This window comes from Terrabacter sp. 05T424, from assembly GCF_056396225.1.
This window is the reverse complement of record NZ_JBFTLB010000015.1, coordinates 46733-67696: the sequence shown is the minus strand read 5'-3', so window position 1 is coordinate 67696 and position 20964 is coordinate 46733. Positions and strand designations below refer to the sequence as shown.

The window sequence follows — 20964 nt, the reverse complement described above, 5'->3', positions numbered from 1 at the left end:
GCGAGGTGCGACCCGGTAGGTGGGTCAGGCAGTCGCGGCGGTCAGGACGAGCACGGCGAGCCGGCGGCTGACCTTGGCCTCGTATCCCTCGTAGTCGAAGACCTGCTCGTTGAGCTGACGCCAGAGGTGCTGGCGGTCCGGGTCGGTGACCTCGTCGCCCCTCACCGGCACCGACCGACCGTCGAGCTGCACGGTGCCCGGCTGCCCGTCCCGCAGGTTGAGCCACCAGCCCGGCTCCCAGTCGGCGCCGCCGTTGGAGGCCACCACCCAGTCGGACCCACGACGCAGGAAGAGCAGCGGCGTCGTGCGCTGCTGACCCGTGCGTCGCCCGGTCGTCGTCAGCAGGAGCAGGTCACCACCTCGGAACCGGCGCAGCCCGAGCCTGCGGACGACGATGTTCATGACCCTGTTGACTCGGACGAAGACGGCGCGCTGCATGGTGTCACCGCAGTGGGCGCCGGACGGCCCGGGATCGCAGGGATCCCGGGCCGTCCTTCAGACGGACTGCGGCTGGTCAGTGGATCTTGACCTGCCCGCTGACGGCCTGGGCGCCCGAGTCGTAGACAACGGCGCCCGAGGCGTCACTGACCACGAGGTGGAACGTGTCGGCCTTGCCGCGATCGGTGACCTTGACGACCGCGCGGTAGCCCCCTGCGCCGCCCACCTGGACCGGGCCGGCGAAGGTCGCCGTCGACCCGCTGACGACGAGCCAGTCGAAACGGGTGCTCGAGACGACAAACGGTGCGCCCTGGAGCGCGAAGCCGAACGCACCCTCAGGCCGGTTGCCACCGGACGGATAACTCACCGCGAGGGCGAACGCACCCTTGCCGGTCTGCAACGGGTTGGACCTGAGCGCGCCCGCTGGCGACTGGATCGTGCCGCCGCCCGTGACGAAGCCCGCCGCGCGGTCGTAGACGACGACGGTCGTCGTGCCCGCGCCCGCGTTGCCCCACTGGTCGGTGACGGTGACGGTCACCGTGTAGACGCCCGCCGCCACATAGACGTGGCTGCCGCTCACGGTGCCACCGGTGATGGTTCCCGCGGAGGTCGTCCCGTCACCCCACGCAATGCCAGCCGTGTGGGTGTCGAGCGGGTCGGCGTCGGAGAACGTCGCGCTGACGCCGGCCGGGGAGCCGACCGAGACGGCCGAGGACGGGCTGGTGACGGCGCCGACCACGGGGGCGGCGTTCGTGAGGTCGAGACCCACGACGACCGGGTCGTGGTCGGAGGTGCGGAACTCGTCGGGCGCGTACAGCGTGCCGACCTGGTTCGCCGTCTTGAACTCGGTGTTGTAGTCGAGGATCGAGGGCTCGTCGGCGTTGATGTGCCAGTCGGCGACCCCGGCCACCTGGCTGTTGATCGAGGCCGAGCCGAGCGCGTGGTCGAGGTAGCCCCACTGCCCGTCGAACGCGTAGGAGTACGCCTCGCGGCCGTTGCGCTGCTCGATGAGGTTGGTGAACCCGGCACGCTCGAGCGTCGTGATGGGGTCCTCCTTGGCGTAGGAGTTCATGTCGCCGAGGATGAGCGCGTCGGGGTCGCCCGTGCCGGTCGGGTCGCCGGCGAGCCAGTCCGCGAGGAGCTGGGCCGAACGGACGCGCACCGCGGTGCAGTTGCCCTGGCCGTCGCCGGCGTCAGGCTCGTCGCAGGCGCTGCCCTTGCTCTTGAGGTGGTTTGCCACGGCGACGAACGTGCCGCCCGAGGTGTTGTCGCGGAAAGCCTGCGCGAGGGACGGCCGGTTGCGCGGGGCCGAGTCGCCACCGTTGACGAAGTCGACGGTGTTGAGCGCAGCGGTGGTGCCCACGGGGGTGACGGCTTCTGGCTTGTAGAGCATGCCGACCTTGATCGCGTCACTGCCCATCGCGTCGGTCTGCCCGGTGCGGGCGTCGGCGTCGATGAACGCCCACGTGCCCGCGCCGTCCTTCACGTTGAGCTTGTCGACGAGGAACTGCTCGGCGCTGTCGGGGCCGTAGCCGTCGTTCTCCATCTCCATGAAGGCCACGACGTCGGCCTCGGTGCCCGAGACGGCAGCGACGGTCTTCTGCCACTGGCGCTCGAACTCGGCTGCGGTGTTGGCGCCACGGCAGTCCATCGGGGCCCCGATGGTGCCGCCCTTGCAGTTGTTCGCCTTCGAGTCGAGCGTGTTGAAGAAGTTCAGCAGGTTCATCCCGACGACGCGGGTGTCGCCACCGACGGCCGGCGACGCCTGCGGCCGCAGGTTGGTCGGCTGGAAGTCGACGGTACTCGCCGGCGTGACCGGGCGGATGCGGTAGGCGTTGGGGCTCGACGCGTTGCCACCCCACGTGTAGTTGAGCACGCCTGTGAGGTCGGTGACCGTGTCGCCGCCGCGCAGCGTGTTCGCGGCCGAGAGCGGCTGGCCGCCACGCCCGAAGACGATGGGGTCGACGTTCTGGGCCTGCGACGTGTCGTCGAGGATGATCTTGCGCCGGTCGTTGGCGGTCTGCACCGCGGCAGCCTCGGCGCCGGGGGCGGCGACGTTGGTCGGCTGCTCGAGGCGGCCTCCCTGCGACAGGGTGACCTGGCCGAAGCGACCGAGCTGGAAGTGCTCGGTGACGCTCATGGCCTGCGGGAGCGTCACGAGCATGCCCTCGTAGCGCTCGAGCGTCGTGGCCGAGGCGACGGGGAAGGTCACGTCGGTGGGGGTCACCGAGCCGGTGCCGCACACGGCGACGGTGCTCGCGCTGACCTGCGTCTGGCCCTGGTTCTCGCTCACGTTGCCGGTCACCGTGACGAGGTCGCCGACCTTGACCGAGTCGGCGTTGCTGCCCTCGAAGACGAAGATGCCGTCGGACGTGGCCGGGTCGCCGTCGCCGGTCGGGTCCTGGATGAAGAAGCCGCGCAGGGCCGGGGAGGCACCTTCGTAGTCGCCGACGACGACGCCGCGGGTGGTGACCCGGCCGGTGACGGCGGCAGCGTCGCCACTGCCCTGGATGCTGGGGATCGACGTCGTCGGCGCCTCGCACGGGTTGCCCGCCGGTGTGGCGAAGCGCAGCACGAAGTCCGACGTCAGGGTGTCGGGCGGGTCGATCGTGTCGACGTCGGAGACCGAGCCGCCGGTGACGGTCAGGGTGCAGGAGTCGCCCGCGGCGAAGTCTGCGTCGGGGTCCAGGGTGTAGGTGGTCTGCCCCGTGGTGCTCAGCGCGAAGGTCTTCGTGCCGCTGACGGAGCAGGTGAGGGAGAACGCGCTCGCGGGTGCCGTGACCGGCTCGGAGAACGTGACCGACACGTTGGCACCGGCCGTGACCGAACCGCTGCCCTCGGTCGGGCTCGTCGACGTGACCGACGGGGCGACGTCGTTCGCCGGGCCACCGTCGACCGTGTGGCTGCCGAGGCCGTCGATCGTGTCGTTGGCGTAGCCGTTCCACTCGACGGACGGGTCGAACCCGTCGGCCACGTTGGTGTCGCCGCTCGTGACAGACGACTTGCGGCGGAGCGTGTTGTCCATCGTCGAGGTGAGGCCGGTGCCCCACTCGTTCGTCGGCCGGAAGCCCACCTGGCCGAGGACGTCGACGACCGAGCCGTCCTTGCGGAGCACGACGGCGTCGTCGCCGTTCCAGTTGGCGCTGCCGCTCTGCTGGTCGGACTTGGAGGTGATGGCCGCGATCGCGCCGCTGTTGGCGAGCACGTACACGTCACCCGAGGCCACGGTGCCGGTGAGGGCGATCGTGCTCGTCGCCGCCGTGGCGCCGTTGGCGAAGACCTGCACGTTGTACTTGGCCGCAGCGAGGTTGATGGTCGCGCCGGTGCCGTTGTAGATCTCGAGTGCCTTGTTGTTGCTCGAGCCCTCGACGTACTCGCTGATGAACAGCTCCGACGGAGGCGCCGCTGAGGCCGGTGCGGCCGCGACGAAAGGGGTGATGCCCACGGCGAGCGCAGCGGTGGTGACCGCGGCTACCCGGCGCAGGGCAGGACGAGATTGACGCATTGAAGATCCTCCCTGGGACCGGCTCTTCCGCTCGGTCTGCGGGTCACCCTAGACGGGGTCTCGCCGTCTCGCGCGTCGAGATCCCGACGGCCCGCTGAACGGCCGGTGACATCGCCGCACCGCCCGGCAGGACGGGCCCGGCGCGGTGGTGCCGGCGCGTCCTCACAGCGTCGGACCGGGGCTCTCGCCCGACCCCTTCCCGAGGTCCGGCCAACCGCCCGGCCACGCCGCCAGACGGCGCCGGGTGACGAACCGCCGTGGTCGCCCGTCGACCGGGTCGTCGAAGGCGAGGACGGCTGCGAGCAGCTGCAGCGGACGTGAGAAGTCGTCGAGGGGCACGTCGATCTCGACGGGGTAGAGAGGGTCGTCGACGATCGGGATGCCCAGCCCGTCGAGCTGGCAGCGCAGCTGGTGGGTGCGACCGGTGCGTGGGCTCAGCCGGTAGAGCCCGACCTGCTCCCCCGCCCCCGGGCCGTCGCCCGGTCGTCGCGCCGTCTCGAGCAGCTCGACGAGGGTCTCGGCGTTGGGATCGGCGCCCGGCACCTCGTGGGCCTGGTGCATGCCGTGCCGCTTGACCAGGTGCGTGCGGCGCACGACCGGGAGCACGAGGTCGTCACGCACGGGCGCAACCGCGAGGTACTCCTTGTGGGCCAGGCCCTCGGCGAAGACGCGTTGGTAGGCCCCGCGCCAGCGTTGCTCGGTGGTGAACATCAGCACGCCCGCCGTCGGCCGGTCGAGCCGATGGGCCGGGGCCAGCCGGTCGAGACCGGTGACGACCCGCGTGCGCGCCAGGGCACTTTGCACGACGTGCCGGCCGCGCGGCATGGTGGCCATGTCGTGCGGCTTGTCGACGACGACGATGCGGTCGTCGCGGTGAAGGACGTCGAGCGGGTCGGGGTGCGCGACCTCGACGGGAAGGTCGCGGTGGGCCCAGACGACCGACTGCGGCACGAACGGGGCGTCTGGCCCAACGGGCGTCCCTGCGGCGTCGACGAACTCGCCGGCGCTGAGCATTCGGTCGACCTCGTCCGGGGTCACTCCGCCGGCGAGGCGCTCCACGAGGTGGTCGCGCAGGGACGCCCACGGGCCACCCTGCGGCATACGGAAGCGTTGGGCGTCGACGCCGTGACGAGGCGGCAGCGGCGACGGCGGGATGGCGCCGCGCGCCACTCAGGGCACCTCCCCGGCTTCGGCGGGCACGACCTCGACGTCGGCACCGAGGAACCGGCCGTATGCCGCCGCGGCCCGCTCGACGTCGCGCCACCGTGAGGCGCCCAGCGGGACGAACGGCGAGACCTCGAGGACGGTCAGCCGGGTGCGCTGCCGGCGCCGCCACGTGCCGGCCACCTCACCGTCGATGACGAGGGTCGGCTTGAACACCATGTTGCGGCCGGGGACGACACGGTGGAAGTGCTCGGACGGCAGGGTGACGTCGCGGGACTTGTAGCCGAGGAGGAACTCGTCCCACTGTGGCAACAGGTGGACACCGCTGTGCCCCAAGGGCTCCGACGCCCTGGTGGCGCTGTCGAGTGGTCCGCCCACCCCGTCGACGTGCGAGAGCCAGACCTGGCCGTCGATCTCCTCGCGCACGAGCTGGTGCTCGACCAGCGCGAGCGCCTCTCGGGTCACACCGAGCGGTTTCAGCAGCCAGCCGGCGAGGTCCTTCTCCGTGACGGGACCATGGCCACGGAGGTAGCGCTCGGCCATGGTGGCGAGCCCCTCCTCGCGGGACAGCTTGCGTGAGTGCGGAACCCAGCTGTCCATGAGCACGAAGCTCGGCTGCCTGCCGATGACCGGCCCCTGGCACAGGAGCCCTGTCATGCAGTGGTGGCCGACGAGGTGGTAGGCCCGTTGGCCGGTCGGGTCGATGCCTGCGCCGACGAGCAGGGCGACGACGTCAGGCCGGCTCATCGGCTCGGTCAGGTGCTCCTCGAAGAGCCGCCCGGCCAGCTCGATGTGGGCCTCGCCGATGCCGAGCTGCGCATAGCGGGTCGCGAGCCCCGTGCCGCGCGGCGCCGCCAGCAGCTCGCACATCCAGCGGGCGTCCTCTGCCGGCACCCAGTGGATCGTGCCGCGCATCGGCCAGGTGCGCACGACCTCGCGGCGCTCGACGGCCTGCTCGACCTCGGCCAGGGTGAGCCCGGAGCGGACTCCGAGCGACCAGACGCCGCTGCCGTAGTCCTGGGCCTGCAGTGCGCCGAGGCTGCGGGTGACCTCGAGAGCCGTCACGGGGGCCGACGCGCTGCCGAAGGCGGGGGCGAGGCCGAGCGCAGCCATCCGCCCCCGGCGCAGGCGCTTGCGGTCGGCCGCCGCCATCGGGCTCACGTCAGCTCAGGCACGCCGGACCGAGGAGGGCCTTGAGATCGCCGAAGAGCGCCGACGTCGCGTTGACGCGCAGGGAGTCGTCGAGCGACATGAGCACCGACCGTCCGGGCTGGGTCAGCTTCACCTGCACCTCGGTGGCCCCGGGGTGCTCGCCCAGGACCCGCTTGAGGCTCTCGGCGACCGCCGAGGTGGCACGCCCGAGCGGAAGTGTCAGCACCACGGGACCGCGCGGCCCCTCCTTGATGTCGGGGATCATCAGCTCCTGCGCGAAGATCGAGATCGAGTCGTCACGAGCGCTGATGCGACCCTTGACCGCGCACACGGTGTCCTGCGCCAGCATCGTCGAGTAGGTCATGTAGGCGGACGGGAAGAAGAGGCACTCGATCGCACCGTCGAGGTCCTCGACCGTGGCGATCGCCCAGAGGTCGCCCTTCTTGGTGCGCTTGAGCTGCAGGCTCGTGATGAGGCCGGCCACCGTGACGGGCGTGCCGTCGCCCTTCGGGTCGTCGCCCATGAGCGAGGCGATGGAGGTGTCGGCGTGGGTGGCGAGGATGTGCTCGATGCCGAACAGGGGGTGGTCGCTCACGTAGAGACCGAGCATCTCGCGCTCGAACGAGAGCAGCGTCGCCTTGTCCCACTCCATCGTCGGCACGGGCGGGAGCCCGTCGAAGGCTCCGGCCCCACCGGCGGCGCCGGCGTCGGCCTCGTCGCCGAAGCTGCCGAACAGGCTGTCCTGGCCGATGGCCTCCTGCTTCTTCACCTCGACGAGCGCGTCGATGTAGCGCTCGTGCACCTCGACCATGCCGCGGCGGCTCTCGCCGAGCGAGTCGAAGGCACCGCCCTTGATGAGCGACTCGATGGTGCGCTTGTTGCAGACGACCGCAGGCACCTTGGACAGGAAGTCCTTGAACGAGGCGAAGGCGCCCTTCTCCTCGCGGGCCTTGACGATGGCCTGGACGACGGGCAGGCCGACGTTGCGGATGGCGGCGAGGCCGAAGCGGATGTCGGTGCCCACAGCCGCGAAGTTCGCGACCGACTCGTTGACGTCGGGCGGCAGCACCTTGATGCCCATGTGCCGGCACTCGTTGAGGTAGAGCGCCGACTTGTCCTTGTCGTCGCGCACGCTGGTCAGCAGCGCCGCCATGTACTCGGCGGGGTAGTTCGCCTTGAGGTAGCCGGTCCAGTAGGAGACGAGGCCGTATGCCGCCGTGTGCGCCTTGTTGAACGCGTAGTCCGAGAAGGGGACCAGGACGTCCCACAGCGCCTTGACCGACGCCTCGTTGAACCCCTGCGCCTTCATGCCGGTGGAGAAGGGGACGTACTCGGCGTCGAGGACCTCCTTCTTCTTCTTGCCCATGGCGCGCCGCAGCAGGTCGGCGTTGCCGAGCGTGTAGCCGGCGAGCTTCTGGGCGATCTCCATGACCTGCTCCTGGTAGATGACCAGGCCGTAGGTCATGCCGAGGATCGGGTCGAGCGCCTCTACCATCTCGGGCTGCAGCTTGCCCTCAAGCTTCGGGTCGAGGGGGGTGAGGGCCTGCTTGCCGTTCTTGCGCAGGGCGAAGTTCGTGTGGGCGTTGACGCCCATCGGGCCGGGACGGTAGAGCGCGAGGGCGGCCGAGATGTCCTCGAAGTTGTCGGGCTGCATGAGACGCAGGAGCGCGCGCATGCCACCACCGTCGAGCTGGAACACACCGAGGGTGTCGCCCCGGCCCAGCAGGTCGTAGGTCGCCTTGTCGGTCATGTCCTTGGACAGCGCGTCGAGGTCGATGTCCTCGTCGCGGTTGACCTTGATGTTCTCGATGGCGTCGTCGAGGATCGTCAGGTTGCGCAGGCCCAGGAAGTCCATCTTGACCAGGCCGAGCGACTCGCAGCTCGGGTAGTCGAACTGGGTGATGACCTGGCCGTCCTGCAGCCGTTTCATGATCGGGATGACGTCGACGAGCGGCTCACTGCTCATGATGACGCCGGCGGCGTGCACGCCCCACTGCCGCTTGAGCCCCTCGAGGCCCATCGCGGTGTCGACGACGTCCTGGAAGTGCTTCTCGGTCTGCACGAGGGCCCGGAAGTCGACGCCCTCGTTGTAGCGCTTGTGCTCCGGGTTGTAGATCTCGGAGAGCGGCACGCCCTTGCCCATGACGTCGGGCGGCATCGCCTTCGTCAGCTGCTCGCCGATGGCGAACGGGTGGCCCATGACGCGGCTGGCGTCCTTGACCGCCTGCTTGGCCTTGATGGTGCCGTAGGTGACGATCTGCGCGACGCGCTCGGAGCCGTACTTCTCGGTGACGTAGCGGATGACCTCACCGCGCCGGCGCTCGTCGAAGTCGACGTCGAAGTCGGGCATCGACATGCGCTCGGGGTTGAGGAACCGCTCGAAGATGAGGCCGTGGGGCACCGGGTCGAGGTCGGTGATGCCCATGGCGTACGCGCACATCGAGCCGGCGCCCGAGCCACGGCCGGGGCCGACCCGGATGCCGTTGCGCTTGGCCCAGTTGATGAAGTCGGCCACGACGAGGAAGTAGCCGGGGTAGCCCTTCGAGACGATGACGTCCTCCTCGAAGGCCGCCTGCTTGCGCGCGTAGTCGGGCACCCCCTCGGGGAAGCGCCGCTGCAGGCCGGTCTCGACCTCCTTGATGAACCACGACGTCTCGTCCTCGCCCTCGGGGCAGGGGAAGCGCGGCATGTAGCGCCCCTCCCCCTCCTCGAAGGAGACCTCGCAGCGCTCGGCGATGAGCAGGGTGTTGTCGCACGCCTCGGGCAGCTCGCGCCACAGGTGGCGCATCTCCTGGGCGGACTTGAGGTAGAAGTCGTCGGCGTCGAACTTGAACCGGTTGGGGTCCATCAGGGTCGAGCCGGACTGGACGCAGAGCAGCGCGGCGTGCGCCTTGGCATCCTCGGCGCGGGTGTAGTGGAGGTCGTTGGTGGCGACGAGCGGCAGCTTGAGGTCGCGGGCGAGGCGGATGAGGTCCTTCTGGGTGCGCCGCTCGATGTCGAGGCCGTGGTCCATCAGCTCGACGTAGACGTTCTCGTTGCCGAAGATGTCGCGCAGCTCGCCGGCGACCTCGCGGGCCTCGTCGTACATCCCGAACCGGAGCTTGGTCTGGATCTCGCTCGAGGGGCAGCCCGTCGTGACGATCAGGCCCTTGCCGTAGGTCGAGAGCAGCTCACGGTCGATGCGCGGCCACTTGGTGTAGACCTGGTCGAGGCTCGCGATCGAGGTCATCCGGAAGAGGTTGTGCATGCCCACGTTGTTCTCGGCGAGCATCGTCATGTGGGTGTAGGCGCCGCTGCCGGAGATGTCGTCGCGCCCGCCGTCGCCCCAGCTGACCTTGGTGCGGTCGGTGCGGTGCGTGCCGGGCGTGATGTAGGCCTCGACGCCGATGATCGGCTTGACGCCGGTGCCCTGCGCCTTCTTCCAGAACTCGTAGGCGCCGAACACGTAGCCGTGGTCGGTGGTCGCCAGCGCCGGCATGCCCATGCGTGCCGCCTCGGAGAAGAGGTCACCGATGCGGGCCGCACCGTCGAGCATGGAGTACTCCGTGTGCACGTGGAGGTGCACGAAGTTCTGGTCGTTGCGCGGGGCTGCTTCGGTCGACATCGTGGACGAGTCTAAGCCCGCCCACCGACGCCCCCGCGCGTGTCGGAGCGGGTGTCGGGGTGGGTGTCCGGGCGGGAGTCGGGGCGGGTGTCGGAGCGGGTGTCGGGCGCCGCCCCGTGAACCGGTCGGCACGCAGCGGTGTAGGTGGGGTGACGGGCGCGGCACCATGGCAGCAGAGGCCACTGCCCGAGGCCACCGACGACCGGGAGGACGGGATCGAGAGCGTCGAGGGAAGTGCCGTGCCGACGCCGCGCACCACGCGGACCTCGGCACCCGAAGGGCCCGCCGACGAGGCCGCCGCCCTCGCTCGCGTACGCGCCGGCGACCCCACGGCGTACGCGATCCTCGTCACGCTCCACGCGCCGATGGCCAAGCGGCTGGCGGTGCTGTCGGGCGCCGGCAGCGAGGCGGACGACGTGGTCCAGGAGGCGTTCGTGAAGGCGTACCAGGCGCTGCCCCGCTACCGCGACGGGGCCGGGTTCCGGCCGTGGCTGCTGCGGATCGTCGTCAACGAGACGAGGAACTTGCACCGCGGCCGCTCGAGGCGTGCGTTGCGCGAGCTGCGGGCGGCGACCGAGGAGGTCGTGACCCGGGGCGTGCCTGACCCCGCCGAGGCCGCGGTCGGCTCTGACCGCCGCACGCGGCTCGCCGATGCCGTCGACGCGCTACCGGGCGACCTGCGCGACGTCGTCGTGTGCCGCTACCTGCTCGAGCTGTCGGAGGCCGAGACGGCCCACGCCCTCGGGATCCCGGCCGGCACCGCGAAGTCCCGGCTGCACCGAGCCCTCGCATCTCTTCGGGAGGTGGTCACCGATGCCTGAGCCGCTCTCGCTCGAGGACGAGCTCGTGGCCCTGGGCCGCGGTCTGCGCACCGACCCACCCCGCGACCACCTCGTCGAGGACGTGCTGGCCCGGCTCGCCGTCGGGCAGCAAGACGCCCTCAGCCACGACTCACAGGTCCCGCGGCCCCCGACCGACACGGCGGCTGGCGAGGCAGCTGCCGTCGGTTCGTCGGACCCCGCGCCTCGACACCACCGGATGCCCCGGCGCCTCGGGTGGGCGGTCGCTGCCGCCGTGGTCCTCGTCCTGGCGCTCATCCCGCCGGTCCGGGCCGCCGTCGTCGAGCTGCTGCGCATCGGAGGCGTGGTCGTGCGTGAGGAGCCTGCCCCCAGCGCACCGCCCGCCCCGTCGGGCAGCACGTCGACCACGAGCCGTCCGGTGACTCCGGGTGCCGGCGCGCCGGCCGACCGCGTCACGCCCGTCTCCCGGGCGAGGGCCGAGCAGCTCGTCGGGGGCGCCATCGAGCTGCCCGGGCTGCTCGGGCGCCCGACCACGTTGGGAGTCGGCCACGACGGCCGCGTCGTCGAAGTCACGTGGGAGGCGACGGCGACACGAGGTGCGGTCCGGCTCGACGTCTTCGTCGGGTCGCTGTCGTGGGGCTACCTCAAGACCGTCTGGCAGTCGGTCACCCCCGTCTCCGTGGGTGGGCGCGAGGGCGTCTGGCTCGGGTCGAACCACCTGGTGGAGTGGGTCGACCGGTCCGGTGGCACCCACTCCGAGGCGCCGCGCCTCGCGGGACCGACGCTGGTCTGGGTCGCGCCGGCCGCCGGCGGCGACCTCACCTACCGGCTCGAGGGGTTGTCGACCCTCGAGCTCGCCCTCGAGGCAGCACGCTCGGGGCGCTAGAGAACGCACCTTCCTGCGGCGGTGTTGACCGAGTGTCACCCGCACAGCCCTGGAGGACCCATGCGCAGAACCGTCGCCCTCGCCGCAGCCCTCGTCGCGGCCCTGCTCCTCGTCGTCGCACCACCGGCCGGCGCCGGGGGGCCGACCTCCGTCCTCGTCGTCAACTACTCGGGAAACCGTGCGGCCGGCGCCCTCACCGGCGGCGCCGCGTATGCCGCGCTGGCCGAAGCCCTCGACGTCTACAACCGGCCGACCGGAGCGTCCTCGCCGCCGGCGAGCTTCATGGAGGCCTCGGTGCGGCTCACCTGGATGATCCACGACGTCACCCCGTGGCGCATCGACGCGCTGGTCGTCGACGGCGACGACGTGTGGGTCGAGACGGTCATGGACACCGACACCGGCAAGAGCCTCTTCGAGACAGCAGCCATCCGTCACCGCGCCGCGGACGCCGCCCTGCTCCTGTCCACCCTGCGTGAGCTCGGCGTCTACGGAGCACCGGCGACCGCGGCCGATGGTGCGTCTCGGCGTGCCGCCGTCGACGCGGCCGCCGCGGCCGACGCCGCGACCCACGCAGGGCAGCCGGCGACGACGGCACAGGGCCCCACGTCGCCGTCGGCCCCGTCCTCGCCGGGCGCGGTCCCGTGGTGGGCATCGGCCGGGGCAGCCGCGCTGACCCTGGGGCTGGGGCTCGTGCTCGGCCGTCGTCACGCCTCACCTTCGCGCCAAGGCACCAACCCGGAGCCGCAGGACGCCGACCCGCCGTCCGGGCGGGAGGTTCCGGTCGACTTCACGCCCGACCCGAATGCGCGGCCCACGCACCCGGCTGGACGCTGAGGACGCACCCTGTGGGAGGGCGCCGGCATGCGGTGGAGTGCCCCTCGGAAGTTCACCCTCACGTTGAGGGTGAACCTCAGAGGGTGGCGACGACGTCGAGCGCCCGCTGCAGGTCCTCCGGGTAGGGGCTCTCGAAGTGGATGTACTGCCCCGTGCCCGGGTGCTCGAAGCCGAGGCCGGTGGCGTGCAGCCACTGGCGGTCGAGGCCCAGTCGCGCCGCGAGCTTGGGGTCGCCGCCGTAGAGCGGGTCTCCGCAGCACGGGTGCTTGAGCGCAGCCATGTGGACGCGGATCTGGTGGGTGCGTCCAGTCTCGAGGTGGATCTCGAGCAGGCTCGCGTGCCGGAACGCCTCGAGCACCTCGTAGTGGGTGACCGATGGCTTGCCGGTGCTCATGACCGCGAACTTGAACTCTGCACCGGGGCGTCGGCCGATCGGCGCGTCGACGGTGCCGACGAGCGGGTCGGGCAGCCCCTGCACGAGCGTGTTGTAGGTCTTGTCGACCTGGCGGCTGCGAAACATCTGCTTGAGTCGGGAGTAGGCGTACTCGCTCTTCGCGACGACCATGAGGCCCGACGTGCCCACGTCGAGGCGGCTCACGATGCCCTGCCGCTCGGGTGCCCCCGAGGTCGAGATGCGGTAGCCCGCAGCGGCGAGACCGCCGACCACGTCGGGGCCCGTCCAGTTGAGGCTCGGGTGGGCAGCGACCCCCACCGGCTTGTCGACCACGACGATGTCGTCGTCGTCGTGGACGATCGTCATGCCAGGCACCGGCTGTGCGATGACCGCGATGCTCGGGCTCTGCTCGGCTGCCGGCAGCGACACCTCGAGCATCGCGCCGGCCGAGAGCCGCTCGGACTTCATGACGGTCTTGCCGTCGACGACGACATGACCGTCGGCGGCGAGGTCGGCCGCCTTCGTGCGCGAGACGCCGAAGAGGCGGGCGACGCCGGCGTCGACGCGCTCGCCCTCGAGCCCGTCGGGGACCAGAACGGTGCGCACGTCAGGCATCGTCGCCCCCTTGGCTCGGCGTCTGCTCGTCGGTTCTCAACCTGCCGTGGTCGCGTCGGCCGTCGACCCCGATCCCGAACAGGGCGAGCAGCACGATGAGGCCGGCCGCCGAGACGATCCAGATGTCCGCCACGTTGCCGATGAACCAGCGGTTGTAGTCGATGAAGTCGACGACGTGGCCCTGACCGCCACCCGGCGGCCGCACGAAGCGGTCGGTGAGGTTGCCGATGGCCGCCCCGAGCAGCAGGCCGAGGGCGACGGCCCAGGCACGCGACCCGAGCTGTCGCGCGACCACCACGATGGCCACGAGCACCGCGAGCGCGATGCCTGTCATCACCCACGTGTTGGAGGCGCCCAACGAGAGCGCCGCTCCGGGGTTGCCGATGAGCTTGAAGCGGATGAGGTCGCCGATGAACGGCCGGGGCTCGCCGTCGGCGAGCACCTCGAGGGCAACCATCTTGGTCAGCTGGTCGCTGAGGTAGGCGAGCACCGCGACGACCCCGAGAACGACGAACAGCCGCTTGCGCCGCGCAGGCGTCGGGCGGCTCTCGTCGGCAGGGGTCGAGCTCACGGTCTCGTCGGTCGTAGTGGTGGACACGCCGTCGACGCCCACAGGGGGCGTCGTCGTGGCGTGGTCGGGCGTCAGTGGCGGTCCTGCTTCTGCTGGCATGTCATGCACAGGGTCGCACGAGGACGTGCCTGAAGTCGAAGCTTGCCGATCGGGTTGCCGCAGTTCTCGCAGATGCCGTAGGTCCCGGCCTCGAGCTGCTCGAGGGCGTGCTCCGCCTGACGCAGGCTCGCCCGCGCGTTCGCGGCGACGGAGATCTCGTGCTCGCGCTCGGCCGTCTTGGCTCCCGCGTCGGCCTGGTCGTCACCGGCGCCGTCTCCGGACGCCCGCAGCAGGTCGTCGAGCTCGTCCTCGGCGAGCTTGAGCTCGACCCGGTGCTGCTCGATCTCGTCGACCAGGACACCACGCACCTCACGGATCTCGTCCTCGTTCCAGGGGCTCTCGTCGTCCTTGACCCGTAGGCGCTCGGCGATGGAGCGGGCCGTCGGCTTGCTTGCCGTCTTCGATGCGGTCTTCGTCGCGCTGGCGCGGGGACCTGCGGTTGAGCTCGTCGTCACTGCTGCCTTCTTCGTACGCGTGGCGGGGGCCTTGGAGGCGGGCTTCGCGCTCGCCGCACCCGCTCGGGTGGATGTCGTGCGAGACGGCTTGGCGGCCGTTGCGGTTCGGGGAGACGTGCGCGGGGCCGACCCCGACGCACTCTTCGTGGCGGCCTTCTTGGCGGGCGTGGAGCTCTTCGCCGTCGCGACCTTCGTGGCAGGCGTCGCCTTCTTCGTCGCGGCGCCCTTGCCGGATGCGGCCGTTGACCTTGCGGCCGACGCCGCCTTCGTGGCGGCCTTCGTCGCAGCGACGCTCTGCTTCGAGGGGACCTTCTTCGCTGTCGCGCCGGACGCGGTCGCCTTCGTGGCGGCGACCTTCGTCGGACTCGCCTTCTTCACGGTGGCCTTCGCGGCCGGAGCCTTCTTCGCGGTCGCCTTCGCGGCGGCCGCGCTCTTCGTCGCGCTCTTCGTCGCGCTCTTCGTCGCGCTCTTCGTCGCTGCCTTCTTCGCGGGCGACGACTTCGTGCCGGCGGCCTTCGTCGGGACCGCCGGTGCCGCAACGGCGCTCGTCGCCTTGCGGCCTGAGGCACGTGCGACGGCACCCTTCACGGCGCCCGCGGCCTTGGCTGCCGTGCGAGCGACCGCCGTTCGGGCGGTCGCTCCCTTGGCGGACGAGGCCCCGCCCGTGTGGTTGCCGGCCGGGCCCTTCTTGGCGGCGCTCTTCTTGGTGGCGCTTGCGGCTGAGACCTTCTGGGCGCCAGCGGACTTCGTCGCCGGCGCGGCGCGTTTCGAGGCCGACGCCTTGGTGGTCGGCTTCGACGTTGCCTTCGTGGTCGCCTTCGTCGCGGCGCCCGTCCTGCTGGTCGCGGTGGAACGCGTGGCCGCGGTCGCCGCTGCCGTCGTCTTCTTCGCCGCCATCAGATCCTCCGTCGCTCGCGCCGTCGACGCTGACAAGTGGGGCTGACAATAAGCCCCTCGGGGTGCCCGCACAAACGCGAAACGCAGATGCGGCCCAAGAGTTCGCCCCTCGAATACAACGCAGGCCGCCCGGGAGGGTTCCCGGACGGCCTGCGTGCGTCTGATCGAGGTGCGGGCTCAGCCCTGGTTGCCGTCACCGGCGCCGGCGTGGGCCGGCTCCTGGACGCTCGAGTCGAGGTCGTGGAGCTGACCCTCGATGTAGGACTTGAGGTTGGTGCGGTAGTTCTTCTCGAACCCGCGCAGCTCGGAGATCTTGCGGTCCAGCAGCCCCTTCTGCTTGTCGAGCTCCTCGAGCAGGGCTGCCTTCTTCTGCTGGGCCTCGGCGACCATGCCGGTGGCCCGCTCGCGGGCCTCGGTGAGCATCTGGTCGCGCTGCGAGCCGGCCTCGGTGAGCATCTGGTCGCGCTGCGAGGTGGCCTCGGCGATCATCTGGTCGCGCTGCGAGGTGGCCTCGGCGATCATCTGGTCGCGCTGGGACGCCGCGGCGGCAGCGAGCTGCTCGGCCTGCTGCGTGGCCTCGTCGTGGCGGGTCTGCCCGGTGTTGATGAGCTCGTCGTGGCGGGTCTGCCCGGTGTTGATGAGCTCGTCGTGTCGGGCCTGCGCTGCAGCGAGCATGTCGCGGTGGCGGTTCTCCGCCTCGGAGATGAGCTCGTTGCGTCGCGTCTCGCCAGCGGCGACGTGCTCGTCGTGCAGGCGCTGGGCCAGGGCGATGACCCCGGCGGCGTCGAGGTTGCCGGACACGGACTGCGCGTCGGGAGCCGCGGCGGCGGCCGAGACGGCGGGCGCCTTGGCGGCCTCGTCACGCTGACGCTTGGCGTCGGCGGCGGCCTCCTCGCGCAGACGCTGCGCGTCGGCGGCAGCAGCCTCGGCGTCGGACTGGGCCCTGGCGGCGCGCTCTTCGGCCGAGCGGGCGTTCTCCTGCGCCTTGCTCAGCTTGGCCTCGGCCTCGGCGACCTGCGAGTTCAGGCCGTTGAGCTTGGCCTGCGCGTCGTTCAGAGCCTGCGAGTCGACCGCGGACTTGGCAGCGGCCTCGGCTCGCTCGGCCTCGGCCTTGGCACGCTCGACGCGCTCCTTTGCCGCGCGCTCGGCGTTCTCGGCCTCGGCCTTGGCCTTGGCCGCGCGGTCAGTGGCTGCCTTGAAGGCGCGCTCGGCGTCCTGGATCTTGGCGGTGAGGCCGCCGAGCTTGGCGTCGTCACCGGGACGCCCCACGGCCGGCATGGCCGCGGTCGCACCGTCGGCGCGGACCGCCGACTGGTTCTTGCTCGCGCGGCAGTCGTTGAGCTGCTTCAGGTAGTCGTCACGCTGCTCGATGAGCGAGCGCATCTCCGCCACGATCTCGTCCAGGAAGTCGTCAACGTCCCGCTCCTCGTAGCCACGGCGAAACTGCGTGGTCTGGAAGTGCTTGTTGAGCACCTGTTCCGGCGTAAGCGCCATGTGTCACCTCGATACAGACGGAATGGTTCGGGTCAACGGTATCTAACGTTCCGGTCACGAACCAAAGCCATCCTCACCGATCGGCGTGCGCGCCGCCTCCCGAGCTGCGGGATCCGACGTGCGCCGAGGGGTCAGAAGAAGCTCGGGACGTTGAGGGCGAGAGAGGTCAGCAGCATCAGGACGAGGAAGCTGAGGTCGAGCCGGACGCCACCGAGGCTCGGTGACGGGATCACTTTGCGCAGGGCACGCAGGGGTGGGTCGGTGACGGTGTAGACCGCCTCGGCCAGGACCAGGACCACCCCGGAGGGCCGCCACGACCGGGCGAGCACCTGCACCCAGTCGATCACGAAGCGACCGATGAGGGCGATGAAGAAGGTGAAGACCACCACCCCGTAGATGGTCCAGAACGCGTCCATGTCGGCCAGTGTCCCTGATGTCCGGGCGAGAGTGTGAACCGGGGTCAAGATCCATATGCGACCGTGACCCCCGATCGGGCTCGTGACGGACCAGCGGACTCAGCTCTGGTTGAAGAAGCCGCGGGTGGAGGTGGTGGGAGCCTCGGGCTCGTCGGCAGCGATCTCGACGTGGGCCGGGGACAGCAGGAACACCTTCGAGGTGACCCGCTCGATCGTGCCGTGCAGTCCGAAGACGAGGCCGGCCGCGAAGTCGACGAGACGCTTGGCGTCGGCGTCGTCCATGTCGCTGAGGTTCATGATGACCGGCACCTGGTCGCGGAACCACTCACCGATGTTCTTGGCCTCGTTGTAGGTGCGCGGGTGGATGGTCGTGATGCGGTTGAGCGAGCCGACCTCCACGTCGCGCACCACGGCGGCGACGGGGCGCTTGGTCGGCAGCTGCGTCACGGCAGCGGTGTGCTCGGGCTCGTCGTCGTAGCGGTCGGACTCGTCGTAGGCGTCGTAGTCGTCGTAACGGTCGTGGCGCTGGTCCTCCTCGCTGAGTCCGAGGTACACCATCGTCTTGCGCAGTGCCCCTGCCATGGCCAACTCCCAAACGCTCGATTGCGGTCGATGCCGACGTTACAGAAGTGACGGACGTGATCCGAGGATTGCCGTGCCGACACGCAGGTGTGTCGCCCCCTGCCGGAGGCCCGCCTCGAGGTCGGCGCTCATGCCCGCCGACAGCCAGTCGGCGTCCGGGTGCCGGGTGCGTATGCCGTCGGCCACCTCGCGCAGCCGGGTGAACGCCTCGTCGGGGTCGGCGTTCAGCGGAGCCACGGCCATCACGCCCTTGAGGGAGAGCAGGGAGTGGCCTGCGACGTCGTCGGCAAGGCCGGCAGCGTCCTCCGGAAGCACTCCGCCTCGGGTGGTGTCCCCGTCGAGGCTCACCTGGAGCAGTACGCGGAGCCGCCGGTCGGCGGCGTGCGCCCCACGGTCGAGGGCCGACACGAGCTTCGCCCGGTCGACGGACTGCACCACGTCGGCATAGCCGGCGACGTGGCCCGCCTTGTTGCTCTGGAGCTGGCCGATGAAGTGCAGCGTCAGGTCGCTCTCGCCCGCCTCGTCGAGGGCGTGGCGGGCGGCGCGGAACTTCTCGCCGGCCTCCTGGTCGCGGTTCTCGCCGAAGTGCCGCACGCCGAGCCGGTGGAGCAGCAGGACGTCGGAGACCGGGAAGTACTTGCTGACGACGACGAGCGTGACCTCGCTCGGGTCGCGCCCGGCGTCGGCGCACCCCCGCTCGATGCGCGACGTGACAGCGGCCAGGTTGTCGCGCAGCTGCTCGAGACGCGCCTCGTCGTGCGGCTCGCCCGGTGATCCGGGCACCGACCCGCCGTGCGTCGTCATGCCCGGACCGACCGGCGCAGTGCGACACCGGCGAAGCGGCCGGTGCGGCCGTCGCGGCGGTAGGAGTAGAGGTCGGCGCTCTCCCGGGTGCAGCCGGGGACCCAGCGGAGGGTGACCCCAGCCGTCGCGAGCTGTTCCACGACTCCGGCTCCGACGTCGATGGCCGGCGTGCCGGTCCACGACCGGGCAGCGGAGGCGGGCGCCACCGCTGCCGCTGCCCGCGCCATCTCGGGCGGCACCTCGTAGCAGCGGCCACAGACGGACGGTCCCACGGTCGCCGAGATCGACCGCGCGCCCAGGTCTCGCATCGCCCCGACGGCACGCCCGATGATGCCGGACAGCATTCCGGGCCGGCCCGAGTGCACCGCGCCGAGGACGCCCGCGGTGTCGTCGTGCAGCAGGACGGGCACGCAGTCGGCGACGAGCACCGCGACGGCGAGGTCGGTCGCTCGGGTGACGACGGCGTCGACCGGCGGGGCGTCGCCTGCCCACGGCCCGTCGACCTCGGCGACGTCGGTGCCGTGGACCTGGTTCATGAAGACGACCCGCTCGCGGGACAGGCCGAGCTCGGCAGCAAGGGCCAGGCGGTTGGCCTCCACGTCGTCGGCGTCGTCGCCGACGTGGCCGCCGAGGTTCAGACCGGCATACGGTCCGCTCCCCCGACCGGCCGACCGGCCCGTGAAGGCGAGCTCGACGGTGGCGCCGGCGGCCTGGGTGTCGTTCGAGGAGCGCCAGTAGAACACGAGGACAACCTACGTCGAGTGCTCAGTTCGCCACGCGGCGACCCCGACGGACGGACCGCGATGTGCGTGGGAACTGAGCACTCGATGCGACTACTTCAGGAAGTCGGGCACGTCGAGGTCGTCGCCCTCGTCGAACGTCACCTGGCGCGGGGGCTGCTGCGCCGGCGCGTGGTGTTGGGGCTGAGCCTGCTGGTGCTGGGCGGCCTGGTGCTGCTGCACCGGAGCCGCGACCGGCTGCTGGGTGGGCAGCTGCTGGGCCTGCGCCGGGGCGGGTGCGGCGTACTGGGGCGCCTGCTGCGGGGCTTGCTGCGGAACGCTCGACTGCTGCGGCACGCCGTTGGTGTGCTGGGGCGCGTGCTGCGACGCCTGCTGCGGGGCCGGCGCCGCGGGACGCTGCTGGGCCTGCTGGGATCGGCCCACGACCTGGCCGAGCGCGCGGTCGTCGTGCCGCTGGCTCGGGCCGCCGCCGTCGAAGCCGGCCGCGATGACCGTCACGCGGACCTCGTCGCCGAGCGCGTCGTCGATGACCGCACCGAAGATGATGTTGGCCTCGGGGTGCGCGGCCTCCTGGACGAGACGCGCGGCCTCGTTGATCTCGAAGAGCCCGAGATCGGAACCGCCCTGGACCGAGAGCAGCACGCCGTGGGCGCCGTCGATGGAGGCCTCGAGCAGCGGGCTGCTGATGGCGAGCTCGGCCGCCTGGACGGCGCGGTCCTCACCGCGCGCCGAGCCGATGCCCATCAGGGCTGACCCGGCGCCCTGCATGACCGACTTGACGTCGGCGAAGTCGAGGTTGATCAGACCCGGCGTCGTGATGAGGTCGGTGATGCCCTGGACACCCGAGAGCAGCACCTGGTCGGCCGAGCGGAAGGCGTCCATCATCGAGACGTTGCGGTCGCTGATCGACAGCAGGCGGTCGTTGGGGATGACGATCAGCGTGTCGACCTCCTCGCGGAGGCTGCCGATGCCCGACTCGGCCTGGTTGGCGCGGCGGCGGCCCTCGAAGGTGAACGGGCGGGTCACGACACCGATCGTCAGCGCACCGAGCTGGCGCGCGATGCGGGCCACGACAGGAGCGCCACCGGTGCCCGTGCCGCCGCCCTCACCAGCCGTCACGAAGACCATGTCGGCCCCCTTGAGGACCTCCTCGATCTCCTCGGCGTGGTCTTCAGCGGCCTTCTTGCCCACCTCGGGGTCGGCGCCGGCACCCAGGCCACGGGTCAGTTCGCGGCCCACGTCGAGCTTGACGTCGGCGTCACTCATCAGCAGGGCCTGTGCGTCGGTGTTGATGGCGATGAACTCGACGCCCTTGAGGCCGACCTCGATCATGCGATTGATGGCATTGACGCCGCCGCCGCCGATGCCGACGACCTTGATGACGGCCAAGTAGTTCTGCGGTGCTGCTGCCACGGGAGTGGGCCTTCCTGACTGGTGGTGCCGGTGCTGCGATGGGCTGGGGACGTGCGTGGAGCTGTCGGTGTCGCGGCTCGTTCCGAGCCTGTAAGCCCTCA

The 20964-nt window shown here is 71.0% G+C and carries 18 protein-coding genes; 4 read left to right on the top strand and 14 right to left on the bottom strand.

The window, feature by feature from the left end; genetic code table 11:
- Nucleotides 1-24 precede the first annotated feature (24 nt).
- From AC1DE0_RS21275 to dnaE, 5 genes are all read right to left on the bottom strand, one after another.
- The gene (locus tag AC1DE0_RS21275; protein ID WP_478105416.1) at nucleotides 25-438 is read right to left on the bottom strand and encodes a nitroreductase/quinone reductase family protein; all 414 of its coding nucleotides are present in this window, start codon (nucleotides 436-438) and stop codon (nucleotides 25-27) included.
- 76 nt (nucleotides 439-514) lie between these two features.
- Complete coding sequence (locus tag AC1DE0_RS21270) at nucleotides 515-3943, bottom strand: ExeM/NucH family extracellular endonuclease (protein ID WP_478105415.1); 3429 nt, start codon at nucleotides 3941-3943, stop codon at nucleotides 515-517.
- A 162-nt stretch (nucleotides 3944-4105) separates the two neighbouring features.
- Nucleotides 4106-5113, bottom strand: coding sequence for a pseudouridine synthase (locus AC1DE0_RS21265; protein ID WP_478105413.1), 1008 nt, complete (start codon nucleotides 5111-5113; stop codon nucleotides 4106-4108).
- The gene (locus AC1DE0_RS21260; protein WP_478105411.1) at nucleotides 5114-6259 is read right to left on the bottom strand and encodes a winged helix DNA-binding domain-containing protein; all 1146 of its coding nucleotides are present in this window, start codon (nucleotides 6257-6259) and stop codon (nucleotides 5114-5116) included.
- A gap of 10 nt (nucleotides 6260-6269) precedes the next feature.
- Complete coding sequence (dnaE, locus tag AC1DE0_RS21255; RefSeq protein WP_478105409.1) at nucleotides 6270-9863, bottom strand: DNA polymerase III subunit alpha; 3594 nt, start codon at nucleotides 9861-9863, stop codon at nucleotides 6270-6272.
- A gap of 149 nt (nucleotides 9864-10012) precedes the next feature.
- On the opposite strand from dnaE, the gene AC1DE0_RS21250 reads away from it, so the two are divergent.
- Genes AC1DE0_RS21250 through AC1DE0_RS21240 form a run of 3 tightly spaced genes read left to right on the top strand, consistent with a single transcriptional unit; the run spans nucleotide 10013 to nucleotide 12383 of the window.
- On the top strand, nucleotides 10013-10684 hold the full coding sequence (locus tag AC1DE0_RS21250; RefSeq protein ID WP_478105407.1) for an RNA polymerase sigma factor: 672 nt from the start codon (nucleotides 10013-10015) through the stop codon (nucleotides 10682-10684).
- On the top strand, nucleotides 10677-11549 hold the full coding sequence (locus AC1DE0_RS21245) for a hypothetical protein (RefSeq protein ID WP_478105405.1): 873 nt from the start codon (nucleotides 10677-10679) through the stop codon (nucleotides 11547-11549). Before AC1DE0_RS21250 ends, AC1DE0_RS21245 begins: the two co-directional genes overlap by 8 nt.
- A gap of 60 nt (nucleotides 11550-11609) precedes the next feature.
- Nucleotides 11610-12383 (top strand): hypothetical protein, encoded by a 774-nt coding sequence (locus AC1DE0_RS21240; protein WP_478105403.1) that lies wholly within the window; start codon nucleotides 11610-11612, stop codon nucleotides 12381-12383.
- 76 nt (nucleotides 12384-12459) lie between these two features.
- On the opposite strand, the gene AC1DE0_RS21235 is transcribed toward AC1DE0_RS21240, so the two are convergent.
- The 3 genes from AC1DE0_RS21235 to AC1DE0_RS21225 are packed head-to-tail and all read right to left on the bottom strand — an operon-like array spanning nucleotide 12460 to nucleotide 14517.
- Entirely contained in the window at nucleotides 12460-13392 is a 933-nt protein-coding gene (locus AC1DE0_RS21235; protein ID WP_478105401.1) for an RluA family pseudouridine synthase, read from the bottom strand.
- Nucleotides 13385-14062 (bottom strand): signal peptidase II, encoded by a 678-nt coding sequence (gene lspA / locus AC1DE0_RS21230; RefSeq protein WP_478105399.1) that lies wholly within the window; start codon nucleotides 14060-14062, stop codon nucleotides 13385-13387. Before lspA ends, AC1DE0_RS21235 begins: the two co-directional genes overlap by 8 nt.
- Nucleotides 14035-14517 (bottom strand): TraR/DksA family transcriptional regulator, encoded by a 483-nt coding sequence (locus AC1DE0_RS21225; RefSeq protein ID WP_478105397.1) that lies wholly within the window; start codon nucleotides 14515-14517, stop codon nucleotides 14035-14037. The genes lspA and AC1DE0_RS21225 overlap by 28 nt, the downstream gene beginning before the upstream one ends.
- A gap of 19 nt (nucleotides 14518-14536) precedes the next feature.
- Between AC1DE0_RS21225 and AC1DE0_RS21220 the strand changes: the two genes are divergently transcribed.
- Nucleotides 14537-15460: a hypothetical protein gene (locus AC1DE0_RS21220; protein WP_478105395.1), complete on the top strand. Its 924-nt coding sequence runs from the start codon at nucleotides 14537-14539 to the stop codon at nucleotides 15458-15460.
- 131 nt (nucleotides 15461-15591) lie between these two features.
- Here the strand turns inward: AC1DE0_RS21220 and AC1DE0_RS21215 are convergent, their stop codons facing one another.
- From AC1DE0_RS21215 to ftsZ, 6 genes are all read right to left on the bottom strand, one after another.
- On the bottom strand, nucleotides 15592-16908 hold the full coding sequence (locus tag AC1DE0_RS21215; RefSeq protein WP_478105393.1) for a DivIVA domain-containing protein: 1317 nt from the start codon (nucleotides 16906-16908) through the stop codon (nucleotides 15592-15594).
- Nucleotides 16909-17039: 131 nt separating this feature from the next.
- Nucleotides 17040-17324: a YggT family protein gene (locus AC1DE0_RS21210; protein ID WP_150988137.1), complete on the bottom strand. Its 285-nt coding sequence runs from the start codon at nucleotides 17322-17324 to the stop codon at nucleotides 17040-17042.
- A 99-nt stretch (nucleotides 17325-17423) separates the two neighbouring features.
- A complete protein-coding gene (locus AC1DE0_RS21205; protein ID WP_478105391.1) occupies nucleotides 17424-17906 on the bottom strand; it encodes a cell division protein SepF in 483 nt (160 codons plus the stop codon).
- Between the two features lie 39 nt (nucleotides 17907-17945).
- Entirely contained in the window at nucleotides 17946-18710 is a 765-nt protein-coding gene (locus AC1DE0_RS21200) for a YggS family pyridoxal phosphate-dependent enzyme (protein ID WP_478105389.1), read from the bottom strand.
- On the bottom strand, nucleotides 18707-19453 hold the full coding sequence (locus AC1DE0_RS21195; protein ID WP_478105387.1) for a purine nucleoside phosphorylase YfiH/LACC1 family protein: 747 nt from the start codon (nucleotides 19451-19453) through the stop codon (nucleotides 18707-18709). Before AC1DE0_RS21195 ends, AC1DE0_RS21200 begins: the two co-directional genes overlap by 4 nt.
- Before the next feature lie 90 nt (nucleotides 19454-19543).
- Nucleotides 19544-20863 (bottom strand): cell division protein FtsZ, encoded by a 1320-nt coding sequence (gene ftsZ / locus AC1DE0_RS21190; protein WP_478105385.1) that lies wholly within the window; start codon nucleotides 20861-20863, stop codon nucleotides 19544-19546.
- Between the last annotated feature and the right edge of the window lie 101 nt (nucleotides 20864-20964).